The organism is Azonexus sp. IMCC34839 (assembly GCF_047047955.1).
Lineage (GTDB): Bacteria > Pseudomonadota > Gammaproteobacteria > Burkholderiales > Rhodocyclaceae > Azonexus.
The window spans coordinates 2,515,336-2,539,109 of record NZ_CP150631.1 but is presented as its reverse complement, the minus strand read 5'-3'; the positions used below and the strand labels follow the sequence as shown (position 1 = coordinate 2,539,109).

Annotated in this window: 18 protein-coding genes and 1 pseudogene; 17 read left to right on the top strand and 2 right to left on the bottom strand. The window is 51.9% G+C overall.

The features are described from left to right. Positions 1-360: 360 nt before the first annotated feature. Entirely contained in the window at positions 361-1,377 is a 1,017-nt protein-coding gene (locus WIF35_RS12325) for a hypothetical protein (RefSeq protein WP_412478511.1), read from the bottom strand. A gap of 176 nt (positions 1,378-1,553) precedes the next feature. Between WIF35_RS12325 and WIF35_RS12320 the strand changes: the two genes are divergently transcribed. The 6 genes from WIF35_RS12320 (at position 1,554) to WIF35_RS12295 (ending at position 10,060) form a co-directional block, all read left to right on the top strand. Continuing rightward, the gene (locus tag WIF35_RS12320) at positions 1,554-2,438 is read left to right on the top strand and encodes a hypothetical protein (RefSeq protein ID WP_412478510.1); all 885 of its coding nucleotides are present in this window, start codon (positions 1,554-1,556) and stop codon (positions 2,436-2,438) included. 127 nt (positions 2,439-2,565) lie between these two features. Then, positions 2,566-4,491: a hypothetical protein gene (locus tag WIF35_RS12315; protein WP_412478509.1), complete on the top strand. Its 1,926-nt coding sequence runs from the start codon at positions 2,566-2,568 to the stop codon at positions 4,489-4,491. A gap of 910 nt (positions 4,492-5,401) precedes the next feature. After that, positions 5,402-6,277, top strand: coding sequence for a toll/interleukin-1 receptor domain-containing protein (locus WIF35_RS12310; RefSeq protein WP_412478508.1), 876 nt, complete (start codon positions 5,402-5,404; stop codon positions 6,275-6,277). Positions 6,278-6,353: 76 nt separating this feature from the next. Beyond that, positions 6,354-6,953 carry a thermonuclease family protein gene (locus WIF35_RS12305; protein WP_412478507.1) on the top strand — a complete coding sequence of 200 codons (600 nt, stop codon included), beginning with the start codon at positions 6,354-6,356 and terminating at the stop codon, positions 6,951-6,953. A gap of 72 nt (positions 6,954-7,025) precedes the next feature. Next, positions 7,026-8,609 carry a VPA1262 family N-terminal domain-containing protein gene (locus tag WIF35_RS12300; RefSeq protein ID WP_412478506.1) on the top strand — a complete coding sequence of 528 codons (1,584 nt, stop codon included), beginning with the start codon at positions 7,026-7,028 and terminating at the stop codon, positions 8,607-8,609. Then, a complete protein-coding gene (locus tag WIF35_RS12295) occupies positions 8,606-10,060 on the top strand; it encodes a hypothetical protein (protein ID WP_412478505.1) in 1,455 nt (484 codons plus the stop codon). The genes WIF35_RS12300 and WIF35_RS12295 overlap by 4 nt, the downstream gene beginning before the upstream one ends. Positions 10,061-10,094: 34 nt before the next feature. Here WIF35_RS12295 and WIF35_RS12290 read toward each other — a convergent pair whose 3' ends face one another. Next, on the bottom strand, positions 10,095-10,754 hold the full coding sequence (locus WIF35_RS12290) for a hypothetical protein (protein ID WP_412478504.1): 660 nt from the start codon (positions 10,752-10,754) through the stop codon (positions 10,095-10,097). Between the two features lie 341 nt (positions 10,755-11,095). Between WIF35_RS12290 and WIF35_RS12285 the strand changes: the two genes are divergently transcribed. From WIF35_RS12285 to WIF35_RS12235, 11 genes and pseudogenes are all read left to right on the top strand, one after another. After that, positions 11,096-11,494, top strand: a complete 399-nt coding sequence (locus WIF35_RS12285) for a helix-turn-helix domain-containing protein (RefSeq protein WP_412478503.1) — start codon at positions 11,096-11,098, stop codon at positions 11,492-11,494. Between the two features lie 527 nt (positions 11,495-12,021). Continuing rightward, positions 12,022-12,801, top strand: coding sequence for a hypothetical protein (locus WIF35_RS12280; RefSeq protein WP_412478502.1), 780 nt, complete (start codon positions 12,022-12,024; stop codon positions 12,799-12,801). Then, the gene (locus WIF35_RS12275) at positions 12,801-14,843 is read left to right on the top strand and encodes a hypothetical protein (RefSeq protein WP_412478501.1); all 2,043 of its coding nucleotides are present in this window, start codon (positions 12,801-12,803) and stop codon (positions 14,841-14,843) included. The genes WIF35_RS12280 and WIF35_RS12275 overlap by 1 nt, the downstream gene beginning before the upstream one ends. Positions 14,844-15,003: 160 nt before the next feature. Further along, complete coding sequence (locus tag WIF35_RS12270; protein WP_412478500.1) at positions 15,004-16,002, top strand: TniB family NTP-binding protein; 999 nt, start codon at positions 15,004-15,006, stop codon at positions 16,000-16,002. A 990-nt stretch (positions 16,003-16,992) separates the two neighbouring features. Then, positions 16,993-17,349: pseudogene (locus WIF35_RS12265) on the top strand (hypothetical protein); the annotation flags it as partial. Between the two features lie 489 nt (positions 17,350-17,838). Further along, a complete protein-coding gene (locus WIF35_RS12260) occupies positions 17,839-18,561 on the top strand; it encodes a hypothetical protein (RefSeq protein WP_412481272.1) in 723 nt (240 codons plus the stop codon). A 26-nt stretch (positions 18,562-18,587) separates the two neighbouring features. Next, entirely contained in the window at positions 18,588-18,866 is a 279-nt protein-coding gene (locus tag WIF35_RS12255) for a helix-turn-helix domain-containing protein (protein ID WP_412478499.1), read from the top strand. A gap of 173 nt (positions 18,867-19,039) precedes the next feature. Then, positions 19,040-20,338 (top strand): hypothetical protein, encoded by a 1,299-nt coding sequence (locus WIF35_RS12250; protein WP_412478498.1) that lies wholly within the window; start codon positions 19,040-19,042, stop codon positions 20,336-20,338. Between the two features lie 412 nt (positions 20,339-20,750). Then, a complete protein-coding gene (locus tag WIF35_RS12245; protein WP_412478497.1) occupies positions 20,751-21,605 on the top strand; it encodes an ion transporter in 855 nt (284 codons plus the stop codon). A gap of 21 nt (positions 21,606-21,626) precedes the next feature. Then, positions 21,627-22,781, top strand: coding sequence for a DUF4236 domain-containing protein (locus tag WIF35_RS12240; RefSeq protein WP_412478496.1), 1,155 nt, complete (start codon positions 21,627-21,629; stop codon positions 22,779-22,781). Between the two features lie 57 nt (positions 22,782-22,838). After that, positions 22,839-23,636 carry a hypothetical protein gene (locus tag WIF35_RS12235; RefSeq protein WP_412478495.1) on the top strand — a complete coding sequence of 266 codons (798 nt, stop codon included), beginning with the start codon at positions 22,839-22,841 and terminating at the stop codon, positions 23,634-23,636. The last annotated feature ends 138 nt before the right edge of the window (positions 23,637-23,774 follow it).

Here is a 23,774-nt window from a genome sequence, read left to right as displayed (position 1 = left end):
CGTAGAAATTGGGCGCAATGCCGCCTAAGCAGACATCGGACTGGATTTCGGCCTTAGCCGACATTTAAGATAATGAACGCTACGGCAGCAGTCTGGTGCATTGCCGACACTTGCCAGCACCGAGTAACCGGCTGACCGCTTTCGGTGCCAACGGACTCATAAGACTTTCCGCACTGGCACTCAACACCAGATAAGGCCCAACGATTCAATGGATTAGGCCAACCGGAATGGTTGGCATTTTTGCTTTCAGGTCCATTTCTGGTTCTGCGGCGGAGTTACTATTGCCGTCGCCCTCTATTCTTTCCGACGCCACCGTCAGCACCCGACCATGGCTGGAGAGCTAATATTTCTTGGGCTCATTTAGTGCGTGGTCAGGCACCCACCGTTCGTATCAAGGTCATCGTTCCAATTAGTTCCCACCAAAGCATGGAACACATCGGAAAGCGCTGGACACGCTGATGCCCAGTCCTGGCCGTCGGCATTGCGCCGCAGTCCGTAAAATATTGGTTCTTCACTTAATCTATGGACAATCAGCAGCAGCCCAGCCACGTTCTCAAAATCCGGGTTGGTTAGTACGCCTACCCGTTCCAGTTTCCCCTCTATGCCAGGCAGCCCCTCATATTCAGGGATCCCGTGCACAAGCTGCTCAACTGAACCGAAGGCCAGTGTCCATAGCGCTCCTGTGCGAACAGACCATTCATACGGGTAACCCGGTGCTACAGGTCTAAGGTCCGAGTTACCGTTGAAGTGCCCGTCGATGAGCATTAGGTTCAGCACCAAGAACGTTGGCGCCCCTAAGTATTGGCCCTGTTTTATGTTTCCCGAGGCCTTGTCAATTAGGTGTCGACACATGGTGGTCTGCTCAAGTCCGCGCGGTACATTTCCGTGTGGTGCAACAGAATGAGCGACCATTGCCACGCGTTCTCCACGGGAAATCTGCTTCTGCAGCTCTAACCGAGCCTCGAAGCTGTTCTCAGCCATCCCTGCCAGCGCTCGCCACCCATCTGTCACCGAGAGAGTCTTCACTTCAAACTGTATCGAATTCGGGGAAGAGCCATGGATACGGAAGTCGGGCGTCGACCTGACGCCTTCAGGAATGCGATCAAGCAGTATTCCTTTGTTTTTGGCGAGCATCCAGAACTGCACTTCTCCTACGACTTGGAAAAACCTTTCAAGTGCTTGGGGGTCCAGAACCCAATTTTGGGTACCGAATAGTTTCCTAAGCGTCTGGTCTGCGTAAGCTGCTTCTTGCGTCTGCTCTATGAAGTGCATGACGTTGACTAACGACTTGTACTGCATGGAAAGAAAACTGCTAGGCGAAACGTCGCTAACTGCTTGCACACTTTCGAGTAATAACTCGTCCAGTTTCTTATGCATCTACTATCTCCCTGCCGCCGATGATGAAAAACGCGATGTAGAATGTTATGTCATTGACACGGCGTACAGGTTCACCGACTCAAAGAATTTGACCCTCGAAGAAAACACTTGAACGCAGGACTGAGCCTTGATTGCCATACGTCAACAGGACCAGAAACTGTATAAAAAGGTTGTTTATGCCGACTATAGCGAACTCTCATATCCCTGCACCAAAATCTTGGGATGAGTTTGAGGAGATCTGCCTCTCAGCTTCAAAAATCCGCTGGAAATCAACCCGTTTTTTTAGAAACGGTCGCCCCGGACAGAAGCAAGATGGCATCGATGTGTGGGGGTATTGTTGCAATGACAAGCACATCGGTGTGCAGTGTAAGAACACGATTGACGGCGTAAGTCTGGCAGTTGTTGAAACTGAAATAGAGAACGCCTCAAAGTTTCAGCCTCCCCTGAACGAGCTTTACATTGCCACGACAGCTCCACGAGATGCCACTCTTCAGAGAGCAGTTCGGAAAATATCCGTCGAGAGAACCGCCTCTTCCCTTTTTTCGGTCGATATTCTCTTCTGGCCTGATATCTCCAGTGATCTAGGACGCGACAGTGGTGTATTTTTTGGCCATTACCCTCAGTTTTCCCCGGAGAAGGCTTCACCGCAGGCCAACTTTTTTTCGGACGATCTAACCCGGCTACGGAAGTTCATTACGTATATTGGCCCGTTGGTGGATTACCTGCGTCAAATGGGAGGAGAAGTCGCGCATCGAATCGACGATGATGCATTTGAAGCGCTAAGCAGTATTTCTAATGATTGGCCTATAACGGTCCTACGCTGCTGGGACCTGGATATAGCTAAACTGCAGGATAAGACTGTCGATTGTTTGCGGGCAATATACGGTTTGTATAGCTTCGCTGACTATCATGCTACGGGCTCTGGATTGATCTTCACGTGGAAGCAAGACCAAAGGCATAATGCTTCACTTAATGACAGAAAGGATTTCGCAGAAGAGAAGATCCGCGAAATCCTTCACCGAATGGAAAGCTTACAAGACTCAGCCCGCAGCAGCAGATAAGCGGAGGTCCTTCTGGTCCATTTCTGGTTCTGTGCTCGACCTGCCCCCTCGGGCAGATGACACTTGCCAAGTAGCCCCCCCCTCGTCTGGTAATCTCCTGGAAACTATCTAACTCCAGGGAGCGCGAGTGGCCTTTGATCACCAAGACGAAACGAGCGAGATCAGCTTAGAAAAGCTGTTCTCGAAGTTCGAGCGGCAGCCAGATCCTGTCATCGACAGCAAGATCGAGCAGTTGCCGCTGCACGATTGCCTCACGCCTGACAACTTCGAGCGGCTGATTGCAAGGCTGGCCGATCCGGCCGATGGAATGTCAGTACGGGCCTTTCGTTACGGTAAGTCGGGTAGCACCCAAGGCGGCGTTGATGTCATGGTTATTGATGCAACGTCCCGCAAGTGCGATTACTACGAGGGCAAGCGATGGGCAAGTATCGCGAAGGGCGACATCACAGCCTGGGTCGACAAATTTCTATGCGGGCCGCACTCGGCCGACGCTCGCAAATTCGTCCTGTGCACGACGTTCAACGTTTTCGAGGTGACCGAGCTGGCCCTAGAGTGGAAGGAGTGTGCAAAGCTCTTGGCCACACGTGAGATTGATGGTGATCTATGGGACGGCGTGAAGATTCACACACTACTTCGCCGTCGGCGTCCGATCGTTAGTGAACTATTCGGGGACGATGTCGCCGACCGGTATTGCGTACAGGACTTCCGTTCGCCCCCAGAGCCGCCCAAGCGCATATTCGAGACAAAGCGCATCACGCAGTTCGGGCGATCTTTATCGCTGGAGAACGTGACCATCTCCTGTAATGTGCTGATGCCTAGTGATGACGAGATGAGTACGGGCGCGATTTTGTCCTTCGCACGCCCCGACCTTTCGGGCATTACGATCTCGATCTCAGGCAAAGAGCTTGTTAGCTGGATGCAGTGGCGCGCTCACGCACGAACCGACGAGGCACGCCCGTACGCTGTTCCGATGATTGGGGACGCCCGCAAAGTCGTATTAATAGCCAACTCAGCTAGATTGATCCTCGATAACGAGGAAATCCAACATCTGGATTGGGTGCTGAATACGGCTTGGGCTTCGTTCTACAAGACCGCCAACGAGCAGCTCACACTCTATCGGTGTGGCAGATTCAAGCGGCTGCGAGGCAGTACGGGGCCATTTGTATTGGCCTCCGTAAAGCGGTCACTGTGGCGGGCAATGATTGAGTTCGCACAGGAACATGATGTTGCTAAAGGTAATGGCCCTTGGCACATTTTCGATGGCGCACCAGGCTGTCTGAAAGTCTACACGCAGACTGACACCGATAGATTCGACCACGGGCATCACGTATTTTTGTATGCCTACGACGAGGGAGGCATCTGGTTGCCCTGGGAGACCAACGTCGTCATCGGATGGAAAATTCCCGCGGATTTTGGGGGGGCTGTAGACGTATCGCCTCGCACTAACTGGGACGCCAATTTCACGCACGATTGGCTGCTCGAAGAGTTCATTCCAGAAGTGCTTCGCTGGAAGAGCACCGTACCGCAGGAGCAACCGAGCAAACCCGGTTTTTGGAGCAAGCGTGCTGCTCAGCAAATTCAGCATCAGACGGTAGACATCTCTAACGTTGCTTCGTCTTCGGCCATCGGGTTGAGCTTGCGCGTCGTTCCCGACAACTTCGACGGATTGCTCGCCTGTGTTGGTGCTTTGCAATCGCACTTCAATGGACGCCGTTCAGACGTTGGGATCGAGCCTGCGCTAGGGAAGGCTGTGCTGACAGCGATCGACCGGGCGCTGACGTTTGCGAAGCTGCCTTACGAGGGCTATCTTCGCGGCGTTCTGAGCATTCAACCTGAAGGAGATCTCGTCGACGCTGTTCGTGCGCATGCTCGGGCTGATACTACAGTGACTTCTCCGGCTGCAATGGACTACCGGTTGCGCGGGCTGTTGGAGGTCATGAATGTGGCAAAGGCGGCACCAGCCGGCGAGTGGCGCAGTATCGCCGCCATGCTGCAGCCTGTGCTCGATCGCTACAACGAAGATGTAGTCTGCGACCTATTCATGGCGGAGTAGCTGCATCAAAGGCACGATTCGCGGAAGTGTCGCCAAGCCTTATAGGCATTGCCTTGCTATGCCAGTCCATCAGCTGACAAGCCTCACGTCGTGATGGAGCAATTGAAGGGAATGCATCCCAAGCGGCATGCCCCTATTGTGCAAAGCTCAGCTAGGCCTTGGGTGGTTCTAGGCCTAGCATGGCGCGGCTGGCTCCTTCCCTCATATCCATGCCACGTCGCTCAACAGCCGGGCGCCCTCAGCCTGCACAAGGTCTGGGGGAAGGAATTTCACGTCGAGAATGGGCTGGGCTGCGTAGCGCACACGAGCGGTACTGCTGCGGAGCAAGCGTGCCACTACCATCGCCTCCTCCCCCAGATACAGGCCCCCGGGGCACCGCTTCGCGCAGTATCGCGGGTTCTAGGCTCTCGCTCTGGACATCCTCAAGCAGCCTCGTGCGCGAAAGCCTGAGCCAGAATCTTGGCCAGCTCATCGCGTGGACTGTCCCGGAACGACGCCGCCTTTCTTCGGGTAAGCCTCCTCCTTGACTTTCCATTGACATTAGCCGCTGTAATTCTAAGGTTATGTGAGCCATAGGCTTCACCGCTTGAAAACTATTTCCCGCCCAGCATTATCATCAAAGCCGCGAGTCCAGAAATGACTGGCTTGTGCTGACCAAATAGAGAGGACCGGAGATGAAAAGTCCATCGAGTGTTTCCATGGTGCCTCAGGCGGTACGAAACGATAGCAATATAGCCCAATGGAATTATTCGAGTGAAGATTTTCTTTCATCTATTTGGAATCAACCTGTATTGAGCTGAACTTGCCGGTTCATAAATACCAGGCACATAATCCGTTCATCAATATCAGTTCATATTTGAACCCAACGTGGCCACTTGATAGCTGTTAAGTTCGCGAAAAACTCACCACTATGCTTCCCACCGTCTTCCTCAGCCATAACCATGCCGACAAACCATTCGTTCGCCGGCTAGCAGCGGATCTCGATAACCAAGGCATCCCGTATTGGCTGGATGAGGCCGAGATAAAGGTTGGCGAATCGCTCATCGAAAAGATACGCGATGGCATCGATAGAATGGACTATGTTGCGGTGGTTCTATCGCCAGACTCGGTCGCCTCGCCCTGGGTCCAACGCGAGGTTGACGTTGCGATGACCCAAGAGATCATGGGCCGCAGAGTCAAAGTACTGCCCGTTATGTACCGAAAGTGCGAGCTTCCCGGCTTCCTTCTTGGCAAGCGCTACGCAGACTTCTCTGACGAGTCACGCTACGCGGCAGCACTTGAAGATGTGCTGCGAAGCCTTGGTGTCGTCTTCAACCGCAACGCCTTCGCACCACCTTCCGGTGTTACCCATCTAGGTGGAGCCCTCGATAAGGCATACACCAAGGCGCTTGTCATGCTGTCCAGACCATTTCATCGGCCGTTCCAGTACATGGGTATGACAATACAAGACGCTGCACGGGCGACTGGTGGAACGCCGAACGATGTCGGAAACATCATTCTGGACACGGATGAATGCCACATGTGCCTCGAAGCAGAAGGTAACTTCATAAGCTACGTAGACGTTGAATTGAAGCGAACTGCACCTCACCGGCAAGACCAGGAGTTCGACTCAGAGGCTGTCTTAGGCGCCTTGAGCATCAACCCGTCAGAATTGGAATTGGTACGTAAGAAGACTCACTTCCACACGTACTACGACCACAGAAAGCGTCTAAAGATCAGCGTCTCATGTCTCTATGATGGTGCTCCGCTATCTGTCGGATTCAGTAGCAAATATTATGGAATGTAGGCCGACACCCCAATGTGTTCAGCATTAAGGCAGTGAAATGGCCCCGACATTTCTATACAGTTTCCGCAGGACCTCAATGCACCGACTTGCCCTGTTATTTGCTACTCTGATCTCCCTCTCCGTCCATGCTGAAACCATCACCGGCTTTGTCACGGACATCGCCGATGGCGATACCCTGACAATCCTTGACTCGTCCAAACGCCAGGTCAAAGTACGCCTTGCCGGCATCGACGCCCCTGAAAAAGGGCAGCCCTTCGGTAATCGATCAAAGAACAACCTGGCCGATCTGGTTTTCAACAAGACCATTATGGTTGAGGCTGAAAAACAAGACCGGTACGGCCGAACTATCGGCAAGGTGTTCCATAGCGGAAAAGACATCAATCTCCTGCAGGTTCGTGCAGGCCTAGCATGGTGGTACGAAAAGTACCGAAAAGAGCAATCGCCGGCAGATCAACGGCTATATCAAGATGCGGAGCAACAAGCTCGAGCGCAACGAGTTGGCCTCTGGAGCGATCCCGCTCCGGTTGCTCCGTGGGATTTTCGGCATCCGGAGTCTGGAGTGGTCCAAGCAAAAACCAGTACATGCCCATGCGGAAATGAGCCTCTATGTGTGGGGCCAAAAGGAGGACACTATTGTCTGACTCCGGATGGCACCAAACGGTACAAGCAGCAGTAGTTGCCGTAGCCTGTTGTGACCTCTACGCAATGGAATACTAACCAGTCATGCTCCTGGCTAAAGCGAGCAACGATGCCAGGTACGCTTGGCTTCTACACGCACTGTGAAGTCACGGAGATTGTTGGTTTCTCAAATGACGATCCGTCAATACCAGTCAATGTATTGACTGTTGTAGTTTTAGAAGATCGTGCTCAAGACCTTCTACAAGAATTTTCATTTCTCAATTCCGGCAAGCGAATCGAGCTACCCTCGCTTAAGGGTTGGAATTTCGGAGTAGCACGTTATACGAAGCTACTTTCAGAACTAGAACCGACGCTTCAACATCTTGATGAGAACTCCGCATGGAGGTTAAGTGGAAAATCCCTTGCACTAGGAGATATGGCGGCTATCGCCCCACAATTTGTTCCCCCCGATGCGAGCGAATCGGCGCAACTCAACCAGGTGCTGAAAAACAACTTCTGGAACGGCTCGTACGTACTTGAATGGTTCGATACGGATAAGCAAAATCTCCAAGATCTCATCCGGACCCCGCACTGTTTACAAGAGCTTTCCGAGGCTATGCACCGTTACGTGCCCATCAGTCTCGCAAGCATATCTGAACGCCTTGGCAATTTAATCGTTCAAATACCGGTCACCGTAATCATGAGTGACTTCCGAAAAATCGCGAACCAAGGCTTAGTGGTCGAAGTAGCATGGCATCCCAAAGCTGCATCACGAAAATTGCACGCCACTGCGACCATGGAGTTCGACGGCGCGATCTGCGGCTATAGCGCCACCGAAATCGTGTCGTCGGAGACGACTCTCCCCGCGTATTACGACAGTTCTGGCCTAAACCGTTTGGTCTTATGGGATGCAGAAAACCAGGTTGTCCTCGCTGCTAGTGGTCCTCTTGCCTATCTGGAAACCCTATCGATGCGTTCGGGAATAATTGATCCCGAACCACGAGTGTTCACGATTACGAGAAGCAACGGAGCGGTCGAATCTCACAGGATTGGGATTCAGCAACATTACTTCAGCAACCAGCCCGGTGAAGTCAATGACCAAACCCCTAAGGGTTGGATTCGGCGGCGAAGGTTTTCGGCAGAGACATTGCGGCTCATGAAAGAGCGCCGCTTCGTTCAATACCACCCCAAACAAGGGAAAAGGGACGAGGAACGCCAAAGAGCGCTCGATGATGTGCGCTTCCTCATCAATAGGTATGGGGAGTATGGAGCCTGGCTTTGGGATCCCTACCTGAGTGCAATTGATATTCTCGACACGCTGTTTCATTGCACTCACTCAGACGCTGATCTCAAAGCGCTGACCGCCCTGCAGGTTCCCTCGTCTTCCGAAGGAAAGTCGCGCAAGCTGCTCTCGGCGCTTCTTAAAGAGCAACGAGCAATTCTCGACAACGTAGACAGTAACTATCGAGGACTTCGCCTTGAATACCGAACAAAGGGCGGTAGTGCCGGCAGGGGTTTCCATGATCGTTTTCTTATCTTTCCAGACACGCAGCAAGGAACGCTAGCCTGGTCGCTCGGGACCTCTATTAACAGCCTTGGGATGGAACATCACATCCTTCAGCGAGTGGATAACGGGGAACTTATCAAGGAGGCATTTCTTGACCTTTGGGATCAATTGAGCCAACCCGAACATCTGGTTTGGAAAAAGCCATGATTGATTCGGAGGATTTAACACGCTTGGTCTTGAATGAGGCCCAAATGCCAGGTGCTGTAGTGGCACCGCAGGAAGTATTGAATTGCATTGAGGGGCTAGCCAATCCGATTCATGCGTTTGGTGAGTGCAACAGCAAAAATAGGATTATTGATACCCTACAACAACGCTACGGATTCATTCACCACAGGCGTTTCATCGAAGATCGCTTAACCGACGACCAACGTTCCCAGTGGGTCGGCTTAATGCGTTGGTTTTTTCAAGCCATATCGGAATGGCGAAAAGACAGCGATCCAAATTTCCATAATCTGACAGCAATCTTTGCCATTGCGGCCTTCTGTGATGACGGCACGGGCTTTTGGGATGAATTGCCCGATGACCTTTCTTCAAACACAGGGCTGCTCGAAGCTTTAGCCGAGTTGTTATCAGCGTTTGATTTTGAATTTGTGGCTCAGTATTCGATGAAGGAGCCCATTTGGGAACGAGAAATCACTGAACAACTGGCCGTAGCCGAGGAAAACAAGGACCTATGGGGCTTTAGCAATCTTTGGCCTCGCTTCGAGCATTCAGTAATACCCCATGCTTTCCAAATTCAATTTGTCCGATGTTTGCGACGTTTCGATTTCGGGATACTGGCTCAGTCCGCAGAGACAATCACCAAGACATCCAACGCAATGATGGTCGCCAGAGCCCTAGCGCCGACTGAAAGCTTCAGGCTTGCATCGACAGTACGTAACACACGAGTCAGATTTGCTTGCGTCTATCAGACACTCCTTGCTTCCCCACGACGGCCGGAACTGGATGAACAGGCCGAACTCGAATTGTCCCTCCTGCTGGTCAAGGTCGCAGAAGAAATGCCGCACTGGGCAGAATGGATGAAGATATTCAATCGCTATCCTTTGCGCTATCCAATGCTGCAGCGAGCCCTCGGTCACGCCTTAAGTAAGGTGTCAAACGAAGCGCTTCAAGTCTACATAGAGAGCATCTCCCTTAATACTTCGCCAGGGGCGAGTCGAGAAGCGATAACGAATTGCCTCCGTACATTCCAAGAGTCTGCATCAGAAGAAACACGCCAGGCGTTGTGGGCTTATGCATATCGAAAATGGACAGCATGGCGCTTCAATGAAGCTGACCCCGAGCGGTATCTTTCGCAAATTACAGGCTCAGAGATCGACTATGCCGTCGTTGGATATTTGGCTGAATGCAGTAGCGGTGAGGAGAGAATTGAGAAACAAGCCGAGCTACTTCAGCAATTGTTTTGCTTGGAGAATCATTGGCACGACTCTCAGACGACTTGTAAGACTCGTTGGTACAGTCTGCTGTCCGAACTTCAACTCTATGCTCATGCGGACAAGGTAATAGCATGCAGCATCGATCTCTTGCCGACGAAGATTTATATTCCCGCTGACATCCATTCGACTCGCTACCTGCAACTCATGTATTCAGAAATCTGACGTTAAGACATAAGTTATCTGCCAATTAAACCAGTTATGTCTCCAACCTATTAGCGAGAATTTGACGAGAAGCGAGCCAATCGACCCGCAGTTCGTGTGCATCATGAAGGGCATGGTGCGCAGTCGGCGCTTCTTCTTGCCCTTCCCGCGCCCAGCTAATCTGATTGACGCAGCCGGATACATTCGTACCTTCCAGCCATGCCGGCAGACTGCTGGCCAAGGCATCCTTCAACAACGCAAAGTCGGTGTCGTAGTCGTAAAACACCAGGACATTGCTGGCAGCATCGAGGGCATGCACCTGCTCAAGCCATGTCAGCAACGCGGTGGCGAACTCACCTGAATTAAAGGACGGCCCCTGCCCCAGCTTAGGCAGCACCTTCGACAGCACGAACTCATTGCACCGCTGCCGATTAAAGTCCGTCCGTTCGGCGTAGAACTCCAGCCGGCCGCATTCACTGACGAGCGCGAGAGAAATCAACTCAGGGTCGTGAAAGTCCGTAAACTCGGTATCTAGGAATAGGATCATTGCCACCCATGATTCAAATGACTGACGTTTGGCGTACTTATAAGAGGTTGAGCGGCCGATACCAAGCATCTTGCACATCTTTGCGGGTGGCTGATCAAGCTGCAGCCTTGAATACACGAATGTGAGATGCGATTTTGTCGCGTAGGTCGCAGCGTGCAGCTGAAGCATGGTTGTACCGTCGCCCCGTTCAATGTTTTTAACATCTTGGCACCATCCGGCTTTAAGAAGCGCCTCGGTATTTGCCCATATCGGCTCCTTCGGTAGCGATAACCTCAAGTGATTTTCCGGTATTTCGCACTAGGAAGAACCAGCCGCCGGTAACCAAATTTCCAACGTCAGAATTCGTCGGTAGCGGTCTTTACCTCCCAAGCTAACTACTCGGGCTGCGCGGGCACCCGGTCACTTAAAGCAGCACAATGAAATAATAAATTAACTTTCAAAAACAAATGGTTATGTTGATTAACGCCATAATCAATATTAAACTTGACTCAACAAATTGAGCCAAGTTCATGAGTCCATTTTCGATTTTTCTCAAGCAATTACGTTTGAGCCGCGGCTACAAGCAAAAGGAATTAGCTGAACTCCTTGGCTTCGAATCAAGCTATCTCTCGTCACTTGAGCGTAGCGAGAAGGGGCCGCCGCGACAGGATTTCATACAGCGGCTAATACGCGGTCTCGAATTGAATGAGGCCGAACAGGTTGAATTAGCTAGAGCGCTGCAAGCATCTCGCCGACAAGTATCTCTACCAGCACGTGCCAGTGAACGCGAATATGCCTTGCTTCACCAATTAGAACCCCAGCTTGGCAACCTTGCCCCACTTCAAATCCAACTGATTGAGCTGGCCTTACAGATCCCAAAACCGATTTCCACCTTAGATCGTTTCGTTCGTGCAAAGGCGGTCATTTGATACTTGACGAATTGGAGGGATCCAAAATGTAAAAAGGGCGAGCACAAGGCCCGCCCTCTGCAGCAGCTGAAGCTACCGCTCTAGACAAGCCAAGTATCGGCTTCTCCTGCCAGAGGCGTCAAGCCTTACCCCACTGATTCACTGAGACAACGGTCAGATTTGCTCTGGCTGCAGGTGTTTTATTGCCTCTGAATCTAGTCAACTTACTGATACGTGGCAGGCGTAGGGAGACCTCTCGCCTGCCACCAGGAGAAAACGATGCTAGCAAGTAACGCCTTGAGCCACCTTAAAGTATGGCTTCTTGCCTACCGGTCTTTCCGCCGGCAGCAACATTTGAAGGACGTCTGCATCCTTCGAGAAAACCTAGTAAATCCCCTCATCAAGCACCCCTCGCTACGAGTTGTTTCTTGCCTAGCCTCCTCCGTGTCTCACGCGGTGAAGCAGGGGCAGACACGGGGAAGTAGCACCTCTCTCCACCGAAACCATTCCAACTACTGCCTCTCCATTTTTGCAATGGGAGGCCTGTCATGAATGCCATTACAGCCCCCTTTGGCTCTCATCTGTGGCTGAGCCAGGTATTCGAGAGTGATCCTGCTCGGAAGATTAAAGGCCGAACCAAATGGACTCATCGACATGCAACCTGGGTGGAGCCATTGAATCGACTGGCCTATGTCGAAAGCCGCAACGAGCTCATCGGCCTTCTGGCCCTGGAACACTTACAACGCCAAGGTGCCATCAGGCGCTTCAAGGAACAGCCGTTTACCACGCCTCTTGACCTATGGTCATCCGATATTGAACTCGACATACCTAAAGGTATGAGGGAATACACACCGGATTTAATGGCCGAGACTCCGCAAGGGGACTTGTACGTCATTGAGGTCAAAAGCGCCCGCTACATCACGCCGCAGATGGAGCGGAGTTTTGAGATCTGGAAGGACAGGTTCGCCGAATACGACCTGAAATACCTCGTTTGGACAGATCGCGATCCATTGGCAGCGCCGTTACGCCAGAACCTCCTCGAACTACGACGCGCCGCTGTTCAGCATATCGAACCTGACGAGATTCACCAGTTAATCGATTTGCTCACTAACAAAGGGCCGCTTCCGATTTGGACCCTCTACGGACATGACCTCGATCGCGAACTGATCTCACACGCTGCGTGGCAAGGAAAAGTGTTCTTCCCTCTGCACGAGCCATTTACAAGGCAAACCATCGTCTCATTGAACCGGACAACGGATCTGGAAAACGCCCTTTTCAGTACAGAACCGGACATGGAAGCGTGGTGGAACGCGCTGGAGGCAGCCTGATGGACCAATTACTTCCTTCGGTCTCAACGGGCCGACCTCCAATGGATTTCGCCCTAGAACCCGGCCTCTTGTTTCGCGCAGGGCCAACCGTCTTTCGGCTAACCAGTATCCATGACGAGGTTGCAATACTCCAACATGCGGTCTCAATGCAGGAACGGAAAATTCTCGTTCCCAACCTGCTCGCGGAATTCACTAAAGGAAAAATCACTCTCGCTGATAGTTCACACGAGCGACGGGCAATCCAGGGCGATATTTTCGAGAACGACGATGAGATACGGACCCGCTTGCCATTGGACGGTCTAACCGAAGCCCAGATCGAACATGTGCTTCGATTAGTTCGCTACATCCGGGGGCTTCGCTCTCTGGGCTACAGCTCTCTGGTACCGAAGAATCCGACCATTCAACTGGATATCGACCGTTTGCAGCGCCGCTTCGATGATCCCAAGCCGGCAAAGGCTGCATGGATCTATCAATGGAGCCTGCGCTTTGATCAGGCCAGCGGCGATCCACGTTCACTTATTCCGAGGTTTACCGATCGTGGGGGCTCAAAAAAATCCAGAATCGCACCCGAAATAGACCAAGCCATCAAAGACGTTCTAGACAGGAAAAAATCAGAGACAAATTCTGCCGTGCGGCCCTACAAAATTGTTCAGGAAGTTCAGTCCAAGCTACAAATTGAACGTCCGAATCGACCTGATCTGACAGTTGGGAGGGTCAATTGGAGTACGGTCAAACGGTACATTGAAGAAGCGTTTAGTCCCTACGATCTCTGCCGACGCCGGCACGGGAAAGCATTTGCTGACCGGAAGTATCGCAACTGGTATCCACGGGACACGGCTGAGACTCCGCTGCTTGTATGGGAAACGGATGATATGGACACAACCGTTTTCACGATCGACGAGATTTCGGGGTTGCCCAGTGGCCGCGCTTATCTCACCGGCGTGATTGACCAATGTACTCAAATCGTCCCGGGGTTGGAACTTTCCCATCGCCCACGCAGTACGTGGAGTGCCGTGAGCGCCATCATAAATGGAATTTTGCCAAAAGATCCCATGGACCCGAATCTAGCCGAAGTCAGGTCGGAATGCGAATTCTATGGCAAGCCAGGCGTCATTGTTTTTGACAATGCCTTATATAACCATGCGACAGAAATCGAGCAGGCCGCAATATCAATAGGCTTCATCCCGGGCTGGGCAAAGCCTAAGACCCCAACCGAAAAAGCGGAGCAAGAAGGCTGGAACGGTCGAGTCAAAGAGGAATTCATGTCGACCTTGCCTGGCTACCGTGGTGACAAGAAGTTGCGCGATGGTCTTCAAGCCGGGATGGCTTCCGCCAACCTTGGGTTGCAAGCCTTCAAGCAACTCCTGATGAAATGGATCTACGACAATTATTCGAACACCCCGATGGCTGACGGGCTCACACCCCGCCAAAAATGGCACCTTGGTATGCGCGACTCGAAGCCTCGCATTCCCAGAGATGTCTGGGGTTACCGTCTCGCACCCTGTTTGCATAAAACCCTGAAGCTTAGACCGGAAGGACTTTTGTTCTGTGGCTTAATTTATTCCGCACCTTTTCTACCCGCATTCCGCAAGCGGTATGGCCACAATGCAGACGCCAATTTCCGGTTCAACCCAGGGAATCTGAAGGAAATCTACCTCCAAGATCCCACAACCAAAGCGTACGTGCCCGTTCCTTGTACCAATCCTGAGTACGCAAGCGGCCTATCCCTGTACCAACATCAACTCGTGCTCAAAATGGCTCGGGAAAACCGCATCCGCAACCCGTCGATTCCCCAACTACTGTTGCACCGAGAGGAGCTACGAATCCTCACTGTGCAATTGCGGTACTCAACGAAGTTACTGGACAGAAAGCGCTCAATCCGCACCGGTACGGTTCCCGACCATGCATCGACCTCGACAACAGTAATCGGCGCGGCTTCCGAGGCCATCGTTGTAACCGATCTCGAGAACCGCATCCTCGAGCTCGAAGAAGTGGAAATGGAAGAGGAGGACGAGGGATGGAATCTCGCCGAGGTCGCTTAAGCAATGAATGTGAACTGCAAAGTGCTCCCGCACGTTCATGCAATCCTATTGGAGCTCCCGCCAACCCGACGTCTCAGCACGCTTACAGCGCGCTCCTGCAACGTCTCGCAATTCAAATCCTTCATTTCAACGACAACGAAGATTGCGGAGGAGATGAGAAGTGAATCAGGCTCCAATCACACTGAGTGAGACTGAAAAATCAGCCAAGGCGAGTTGGCGTGGCCGCTCACTTCAGGAACGGCAAATGCAATTGTCAAAGATCGTAGTCATGCACCCGCAGTTCACCAAAGCGGTCAAAGAAATTCACCGCCGGGCAGAACGTAGTCGACATCAAGAAAAAGGAGGGGCACTCAGTGTTGTTGTTGAAACGGGCGGCGGGAAATCGACCCTTGCAAAGTTCGTAGCATCCCAACGTCCCGATGAACATACTGACGAGCGCACCATACGTCGCTGTGTCACCTTTTGTATTCCACCCAGGCCATCATCCGGATCCATGTCATCAGCGGTGCTCCGAGCCCTGGGTGATCCTCGATGGAATAGGGGAAAGGCCGATGCCCTTGAAGAACGTGCCGTACACCTCCTGAAGGAATGTCGGACTGAGATCATCTTCATCGATAACGTGCATGACGTTCCCGAGCGACGGGCACGAAAAGGCGTCCGCGAGGTTGGCAACTGGATACGGACGCTCATCGATAACGTTCCAGCACTGTTCGTATCGCTCGGGGCCGAACAAGGCCTCGATGTATTCAAAGCTAACAATCAAGCCCGGCGCCGAAGTCCTGCCCACTTACGCATTGACTACTTCGACTGCCAAACCAACGCCGGTATTGCCCGAATGCGGCGCTTCCTGTTCGAGGTCGATAAGCAACTTCCGCTTGCCGAAATGTCAGACATATCGTCTTTTGAGATAACAAGACGGATATGGATGGCCACCTATGGCATACCGGATTACATCATCGGCCTCCTCACCGAAGCACTCGAATCCGCCGTCCGGGCAGGCCGTGAATCAATTGAAGTGGGCGATCTACAGCTTGCCTTCAAGAAGCTGTATGAAGACGCAGCCACCGAAATAAATCCTTTCAGCCCGAACACAGAGATTCGCGTGATGAATGGCAAGGACGAGCCCTTTGAGAATTGGCTGGAGGACGGATATGAGTGATTCGCCACCGTCTTTCAAGCCACTACTCCTAGTTCGCCCCACCCCAGATTCTCGCGAGGGGACCAGGGAATACCTACAGCGTTTAGCAAAGAAGAATGGATTCGAAAGCAGCAAAGAAATTGCAGCCCTTCTCGGAATTCCCCTTGGTCATCTATTTACGCACTGCCTCGACAAGGTTATGGCTGTGGTCAACGGAACGGACGCTCCAGAATCGCTGCGCTTGCCGCCGTCCCACCAACCGTCGACTCGTAAATTTGGAGGTACGGTCGGCATCCCCTTGAGCGCCCGAGTCTGCTCACGCTGCCTATCAGAGAATGAAATCCTATCGGCCGAGTGGTCGCTTCCGTTGTCGATTAGTTGCAATCGACATCAAACCGTACTGCTCGACCGTTGCCCTAGCTGCCTAAACAACATCCAGCGGGCGCATTCCCTCTCTCGATGTCGTTGCGGACAGGATTTTCGTGACGTCGATAGCCAGCCAACGCCACTCTGGGAAAAGACCTATTACGAATTGTTCGCTCCGTGGCGAACAACGCCCAGTCTACCGGTCAGTGCCACCAACTTTTTCCGAGTCGAAACCATGGCCGGGCGTGTGACGCGCCGATTGATCCGAGCCTACGAATCAGAAACGCAAAGCCAAACCTCCAGGGCTCGAGATCGTCCCCATTGGTGGATCCGCTCTGTCGACCATCGGTTCCTCGAGACAATCTGCGAAGACCATAAAACTCTTGCCGATATAACCCTTAGGCAATTTCCCGGATTTACAACCCTTTCTAAGAACCTCTACGCACGTCTGACGGCAGAAATCACGACCGTTCAGCCGCGAATTTTGCTCCTGGCCTTACAACTTGATGATGAACGAGGCATCACTCGACCGAGAAATAGACAACAAATCCGCGAGGCCCGAAAAGCAAGAACTACTAGACTTCACGAGCTAGCCGCGGAAATGGATGTGAGCCCAAGTACCGTATCCAAGCGATTGCGTGATTCATGGCGTTCCTGATCAGACCCAGAATTAAGTCTGGCGAGTCTCTCTCTTCGTGGCGTCAGCGGGCTGGGCTGGCGAACGGATTTCGGTGGTTTCCGACCTCGAATGGAAGATGGGCTGCTCGAGATCCTGACCTATTACCAGCAGAGTCAGAAATAGACTGGCTTACGCGGGAGTTTGATGTCTCAGTCGTCGGTCTGCGACAAGCAAGCCTGGACGAATTCGCGGCCCCCCTCGGCGGCGGACGCTTTACTGCGCCTTTGGCGCGATGGATCGTTCCTTGCGCACGGCAAAGCTCCCGCAATGGCGCCACTAGCGGTTATTGCCCGATATGCCTCAAGAACGACGATATACCGTTTTTCAGGCTTGCCTGGCGGCTCGCTTTTGTGACGCACTGTCCCCAACACAACTGCCGACTAATCGAGCACTGTCCGACCTGCTCAAGCTGCATTTGGCCTAACGCATTTGCCGAGCGAGCAAGCTACCCCCTGAAAGGGATGGATCTTGCCATATGCATGGCATGTGGTACCCCATTGCACCGTACTGAGGGCATCTTCGACGGGTGTGGAGACATCAGTGCCGCTTTGTGGAACGCACTGATCAATGGCATCACTCCCCAGGGCGCCCCACAGGGTATTTCGCTCCAAGAGTACTTTGCTGTCCTGTGGAGCATGTGTCGCTTCGTTCGCCGAAATTTCGACCCCCTACACAGAAATTTGCCCTTAAGTATCCAACCAGCGCCAGGCCTTTTGATTCATCGAAATGGGGTTCTGGAAAGGCTTCCGGCTACGTCCCGTCAAGCCATACTAAGCATGGCTTCGTGGCTATTGGAGGAATGGCCGACTCGAATGGTTACCACCTGCCGGGCAGCTGGGATTTCTGGACATAACTTTGGGTGTACGGAAATTCAAACCCCAAAATGGTTTGTCGAGGTGATTCGCAAGCACCTTTTTATACACACCAACTGGATCACCCGAGAACACGTTCAAACAGCAATTTCAGAGCTGACTGCAAAGAAATTGCCCGTCAGCAAAAATGCGTTGAGGCGAAAGCTGGGGGTTGCTGAGAGCTGGGCGATCAACGAGCTGCTTGACCAACGCCGAACTGCATCCCTCGAAGAGTTGATCATGATGTGTAGGCAGTATTACGCCACGTTGGAACATACACCGCCATCGAGGGATCAGCGGCGGACCTTGACCCGAGATTTCTTGATGCTGCTGATCTCCGCCTTTTCTGGCCAATCAATTGAGGCCGTTTGCAATATGGATCAAGGCGAGATCGAAATAGTGCTGCAAATGGCGCGATTAAGGGCCGTACCGGAAACTACGTCAGGATCCGGCGTCCGTTTCCTCATAGACTGCTTGGCAGAGCTAGATGATCAATATCGCCAAGGTATCCGTCCTCACTTCCAATTTCGCGGACCGGACGTTCCAAAAACTTGGTTTATCTCCCGTTTCGGCAAAAAGATGGATGGCCATTCGGTACGGAGCCGCATTACCCAACTCATGAAAGCAAACCTCGATCCAAAACTCTGGAGCAGCGCCGATACCTTTGGTAAGACGCTTATTTGAGATCTAATCACCATCACCACGGACCCATGATATTGGAAACATCTCTACCTCCATCTCCCTCCGAAACCGAGCGATATAACGTCGCTTTCGGGAAAGTGCTCCGAGCATTTCGGCGCGAGCGTCGCCTCAGTCAAGAAGCCTTGGCTTTTGATAGTGGGCTTGACCGCACTTACGTGTCGCTACTCGAACGTGGTACGAAGTCACCTACCTTGAACACCATGGTTGTACTTTGCTTCGCGCTCAATCTGCCGCTGAGTTCACTGGCCAGTCACATTGATGAAATGGTGATGGGCGAGAACATATAACTAGCGTGAAGATTCCGGGTACTAGATCGCATGTTATGCCCATGAAATAATGCAGCTGCAATTGATTAGTTGGCCAAGGCTATTAATGGATAAATTGAAAAATCTGGAAGCGAACCACGCATACACACTGTGCCTCGTCATTGAAGTCAAAGCCGCCTTAGGTCACTGAGGCAATGCGGGACCACTCCTCTTTTCGCACCCAATCGTCCAGCGCCGGAGCGGGCTATTCGCCCCGCCATTTGCATCGGCATACACCACGAAAACAAACGGGAGCAAAAATTTCCGGCCACCCGCTTTGGCGCTGGGTGAAACAACGTTTTCTCGACCATCCGGGCAGTTCCCTACTTTCGTTGGCCTTTGCCGTCGGCGGGATTTTGATGTTGACCCATTTCGTTCATATCAAATACCTGCCGTCTATTGATCTGAAATCGGCAACGGGAATTCTCCTGGGCGTTGCGATGTCAGGTGCTCTAACGATCGGCTCGGTGGCTATTCTGCTCGGCATCCCAGGCGCCTTGATGCAGCTATGTGTGCGCTATAAAGTCCTCAATCCGGGAACAGAAGACCTGCACAAGGAAGACAGAAGCAAAGGACGAATAAAACGCAAGGGTAACGGCCGCGGCAGTTTCATGCTGCACATCTATGCCAGTGTCGCTATTGCGCTTTCCTTGCTCTTTGGCCCTTATTACTTTGGCACCACTGAATCGTTTTTTGATTTGCCGGTAACATCGGTCACAGTCGGCATCAGCGTCGTCTTTTTGCTTTTTGTCGTAGCACTTGTAGTCAGATACCGTGACGGCGGTCCGGTAAAACGACTTGCCCGGATTCGCTTCCGGAAAGCTTGGGGCCATACCCACGGCCTTTGGGTTCTGGGATTCTTAACACTGCTCCAACTCTTAGCCTGCACTATCCTTTTCCAGATTTTTCCCTTCTTCAGGCAGGAGAGCGACTTATTCAGCTTGATGAACTTTGGTCTGGCCATATCGTTGAGCTGCGCATTTGGGATTGCCATCCGCCACAATTGGAAATCCGCTGCCCTATCTCTCGGCACCTTTGTTTTTCTTCTGGTCTTTTTGTTTGGAGGACTTGTTCAAATCTCAGATGAGGTAATGAGAACGCTAAAGCTCGGCAATCTGGAGGATACGATGCTCCTGGTTTCATCCACCGGTTGCAAAATCATCACCAGTACGCTCGGCTGTGGGCGCTGCACACCTTCGAATGGTGACAAAGACCCAGTCTTCCATATCCAGGGCCTAAAAATTCTCTCGCGCATCGGCGAAGAGCATTTGTTGTCTTTTCAGAAAGAAAAACAGGAAACCCGCTTCCTGCTACGCTCCCCGGAAGTGATCAGCATTTCGTACCAAGCGCAAAGCAAGGAAAACCTGCCATCAATGCCTGCCCCCTCCTTGGCCTGCGTGACCATTAAGGAAGTTTCATTGCCATCGGCAACTGCATCGATGGAAAACAAATAACCCTGCATATGTTTAATGCAGGCCTTAACAGCCCCAAAGTGATCCACTCAACGTCACTTATGGCGTCCATAACGGTTGCCGCCAGTAGGCGATGCATATTTCCCACCACGATGAGATGAGCCGCTGCCCCCGGCATAGTATCCACCATGCGAAGAGGTATGTTTCGCTCCACCATAGTAAGTCCGACCGCCTCCATGACTACCTCTTGCCCAAGCGATGTCACTAACCGTCGCCAAGGCTAGGGAAATGATGAAAGGATACAGCAGCCGAGATTTCTGCATTTTGGTCTCCCCCAAGTCATTATGAATTTTGCATTGTAGCAACGCTTCATGCGCAAAATGCAGTTCGATATCGCCTTGGTGACACGGTATTTCAAGATGCCATCTATGACTTTAGTCTAATTGAAGGTCATATGCGCTATGCGGAAAATGGGGATTTTTCCACTTACCACTTAGCCATGGACGGTCGCCTACCTCATCAAGTGCTTCACCAGACCGTCCGCCAATCTGTCTTCCACGTTCTACACAAGCCGCTGCCCAATAGCCGGGTTGCCCGCTACGTCAATTACGCATTGGCTTTGCTGATCCTATCCAATTGCGCGGCGGTGGCTTTGGAAACTGTTCCCAGTATCAATCAAACGCATCAATCCCTTCTTTTTTGGCTGGAGGCCATTTCAACGTCCGTGTTCGTTGTGGAATACATGGCTCGCCTGTGGGTTTGTGTTGAACAAACTCGGCTTTCCCACCCGGTATTCGGTCGGGTGAGGTACGTGTTTCAGCCGCTACCGTTGTTGGATTTCATCGTCATAGCAACCTATTTCGCACCAGTTGATCTCCGCTTCCTGCGGATTTTTCGACTTACCCGCTTGCTCCGTGTATTGCATCTCGACAGCTTCGATTATTCGATGCAACGGGTTGGCCGTGCCATCGGCCAGCGCAAACACTTGCTAGTGATGTCGGTCGCGCTCATGCTGATTGCGGTGTACTGCCTCGCTGCTCTTCTTTTCATGGTCGAGCATTCTGTGCAACCCGATAAATTCAGCAGCATCCCAGAGACGTTGTGGTGGGCTGTAGTGACTCTGACCACCATTGGATACGGGGATATCACGCCCATCACGCCTCTCGGAAAACTTCTTGCTGGGGCTGGTGCGATTTTCGGGATAGGTATTTTTGCGCTCCCTACTGCCGTTATGACAGCAGCTATCCTTGATGCCGGGACCGATGCCGAAGCTAATTGCCCTCACTGTGGGCACCGTCTGGATTCGTAGATAAGAACCAAGGGAGGAATCATGGGGTGGCGTTTTCGCAAGAGCTTCAGTCCCTTTCCCGGCGTCCGCCTTACGCTGACGCCAAGTGGAATCAGCACCTCAATCGGTGTTGGCCCAGTACGCTTGAGTGCGGGTAGAAGGGGGCCTGCACTTACGGTCAATGTTCCAGGCACCGGCCTGTCCTTTCGCCATTCGCTTGCTGACGTATCGCCTCAACCTCAAAGATCGCCTAAGCCAGCACCTTTCGCTCCGCCACCTACATTCACACCTGTAGTTGAAACACCGATTGCTCATCTCGACGACATCAAAAGCTCTGGCTCGGGTGCGCTCACAACCCCTGGTTTGGGAGAGTTCAAACAATTGCTGGAGCGAGCCAACAGCGAGCATGCTGCAATTAATGTTGATCTGACCGCTGCGCGTAGTGAAGAAAAGCGTGTCGGGGACAAATATGCTCGTTGGCGAGATGGTTGGTTGTTTCGGCGGCTGTTCAAATCCAAGTTCAAGCAACTTGCCCATGCATCAGAAGAGGCAACAGCAATGCGGTTGGAGTTGGAAGAGCAGAAGCGATTGTCTCGCCTAGCAACGCAGATCGACATGCCATCAACAGTCGCCCAAGAGTTTCATCGGATGGTCGACGAGTTCGCTCTAATGGCTAAGTCGGTTTGCATTTGGGATACCGTAGGACAACGGGGCACCAATCGGATTGTCGAGCGGACATCAGCATCACGCATCGTCGATCGGAAATCCGTCGCTTTTGGCGTCGGCAAATGCGAGGTCATCGAATCAGAATGGTCGGTGCCTCACTTGGCCAATGCAAATGGAGGCGACATCTTTCTATACCCCGGATTTGTGCTCTATTTTGTTTCGAATGATGCTTTCGCTCTGCTCGAATACAAGGAGGTAGAGCTCAATTATTCGCCAAGCAGGTTCATCGAGGAAGGAAGCATTCCGAAGGATTCCACCGTTGTCGATCATACTTGGGCCAAAGTAAACAAGGACGGTTCGCCCGATCGCCGCTTCAAGGACAACTACCAAATTCCTGTTGCTCTATATGGCAGGCTCGTCTTCAACTCGGCTACGGGGCTGAATGAAGAGTATCTAGTCAGTAACGCAGGTCAAGCAGAGGTTTTTGCCAAAGCATGGAATCGCCTAGTTGCTGCTGCATGCGACAGGTAGCCAGCGATATATTGATATTGGCGGTCTCCGCATTAAACAGGTTAAGCACTAGGCACTATGAAAAAACAAAAATTCACGATGGCTCAACGTTATGCCGTCTGGCTCCATCACGAAAAACGATGCTGGTTATGTCATGATCCCTTGCGACTTGTCGAAGCGACCATTGATCACGTAATTCCAGAAACCCTGCTTCAAGATCCATTGGCACTTCAAAATCTTCTCCAAGATTACAATTTGCCGAGCTCTTTCAATGTTTGTGGGTTTCAGAATTGGCTGCCTGCGCATAACCATTGCAACCAGCAAAAAAGTAAGACGCCCCTTACCTATACTCCAGGCCTTCGAATAATTCTTGATAGATTGCTCGGACTCGCAGAAAGGGTCGAAAGAACTGCTGAGTCGATTAAGAAAGATGAAAAGAAAGACAAGACTCTCGCTAAATTGCTTGTCGCACTTGATGAAGGGAAAGTGTCCCCGATTGACGTTGCAGACCTATTAAGCAGCTATAGCGTAGCTTCTATTGCTAGTAACGACCAAACTGCGGTCCCTGACGTGTTTATTCGGCTTGACAACGGTTACTGGCTGCACCGAAAGCAGATTGAGAGCCAAGGCGAATGTACATGTGATCGTTCAACTTGCCTTGGACATACATCCAAGGCCTACTGCTACTGGTCGATCGACTTGTCAGAGTGGGTAAGGCAAAAGCGTTTGTACTGGAAGTGTTATGACGAAATAGTTCAGTGTCCAAGATGTGCTTCCAGCCACAAAAGAGGTGATATAGGACGAACCCAGATTTGCGGCAGACCATATGACGACCAGATTCATCAAGTAGATCTGTACCAAGCAACGAACCTTTGAACACTTAAATCTTTGTACGAAAGCATTCTGAAACGTGGCTACCACAAGTAAACAAGGCACTCCGAGTGCTAACTTATCAGTTAAAAGTAGCCCTTGGATATGGGTAATCTGGGTTCTATTGGCCATAGTGGTATGCGC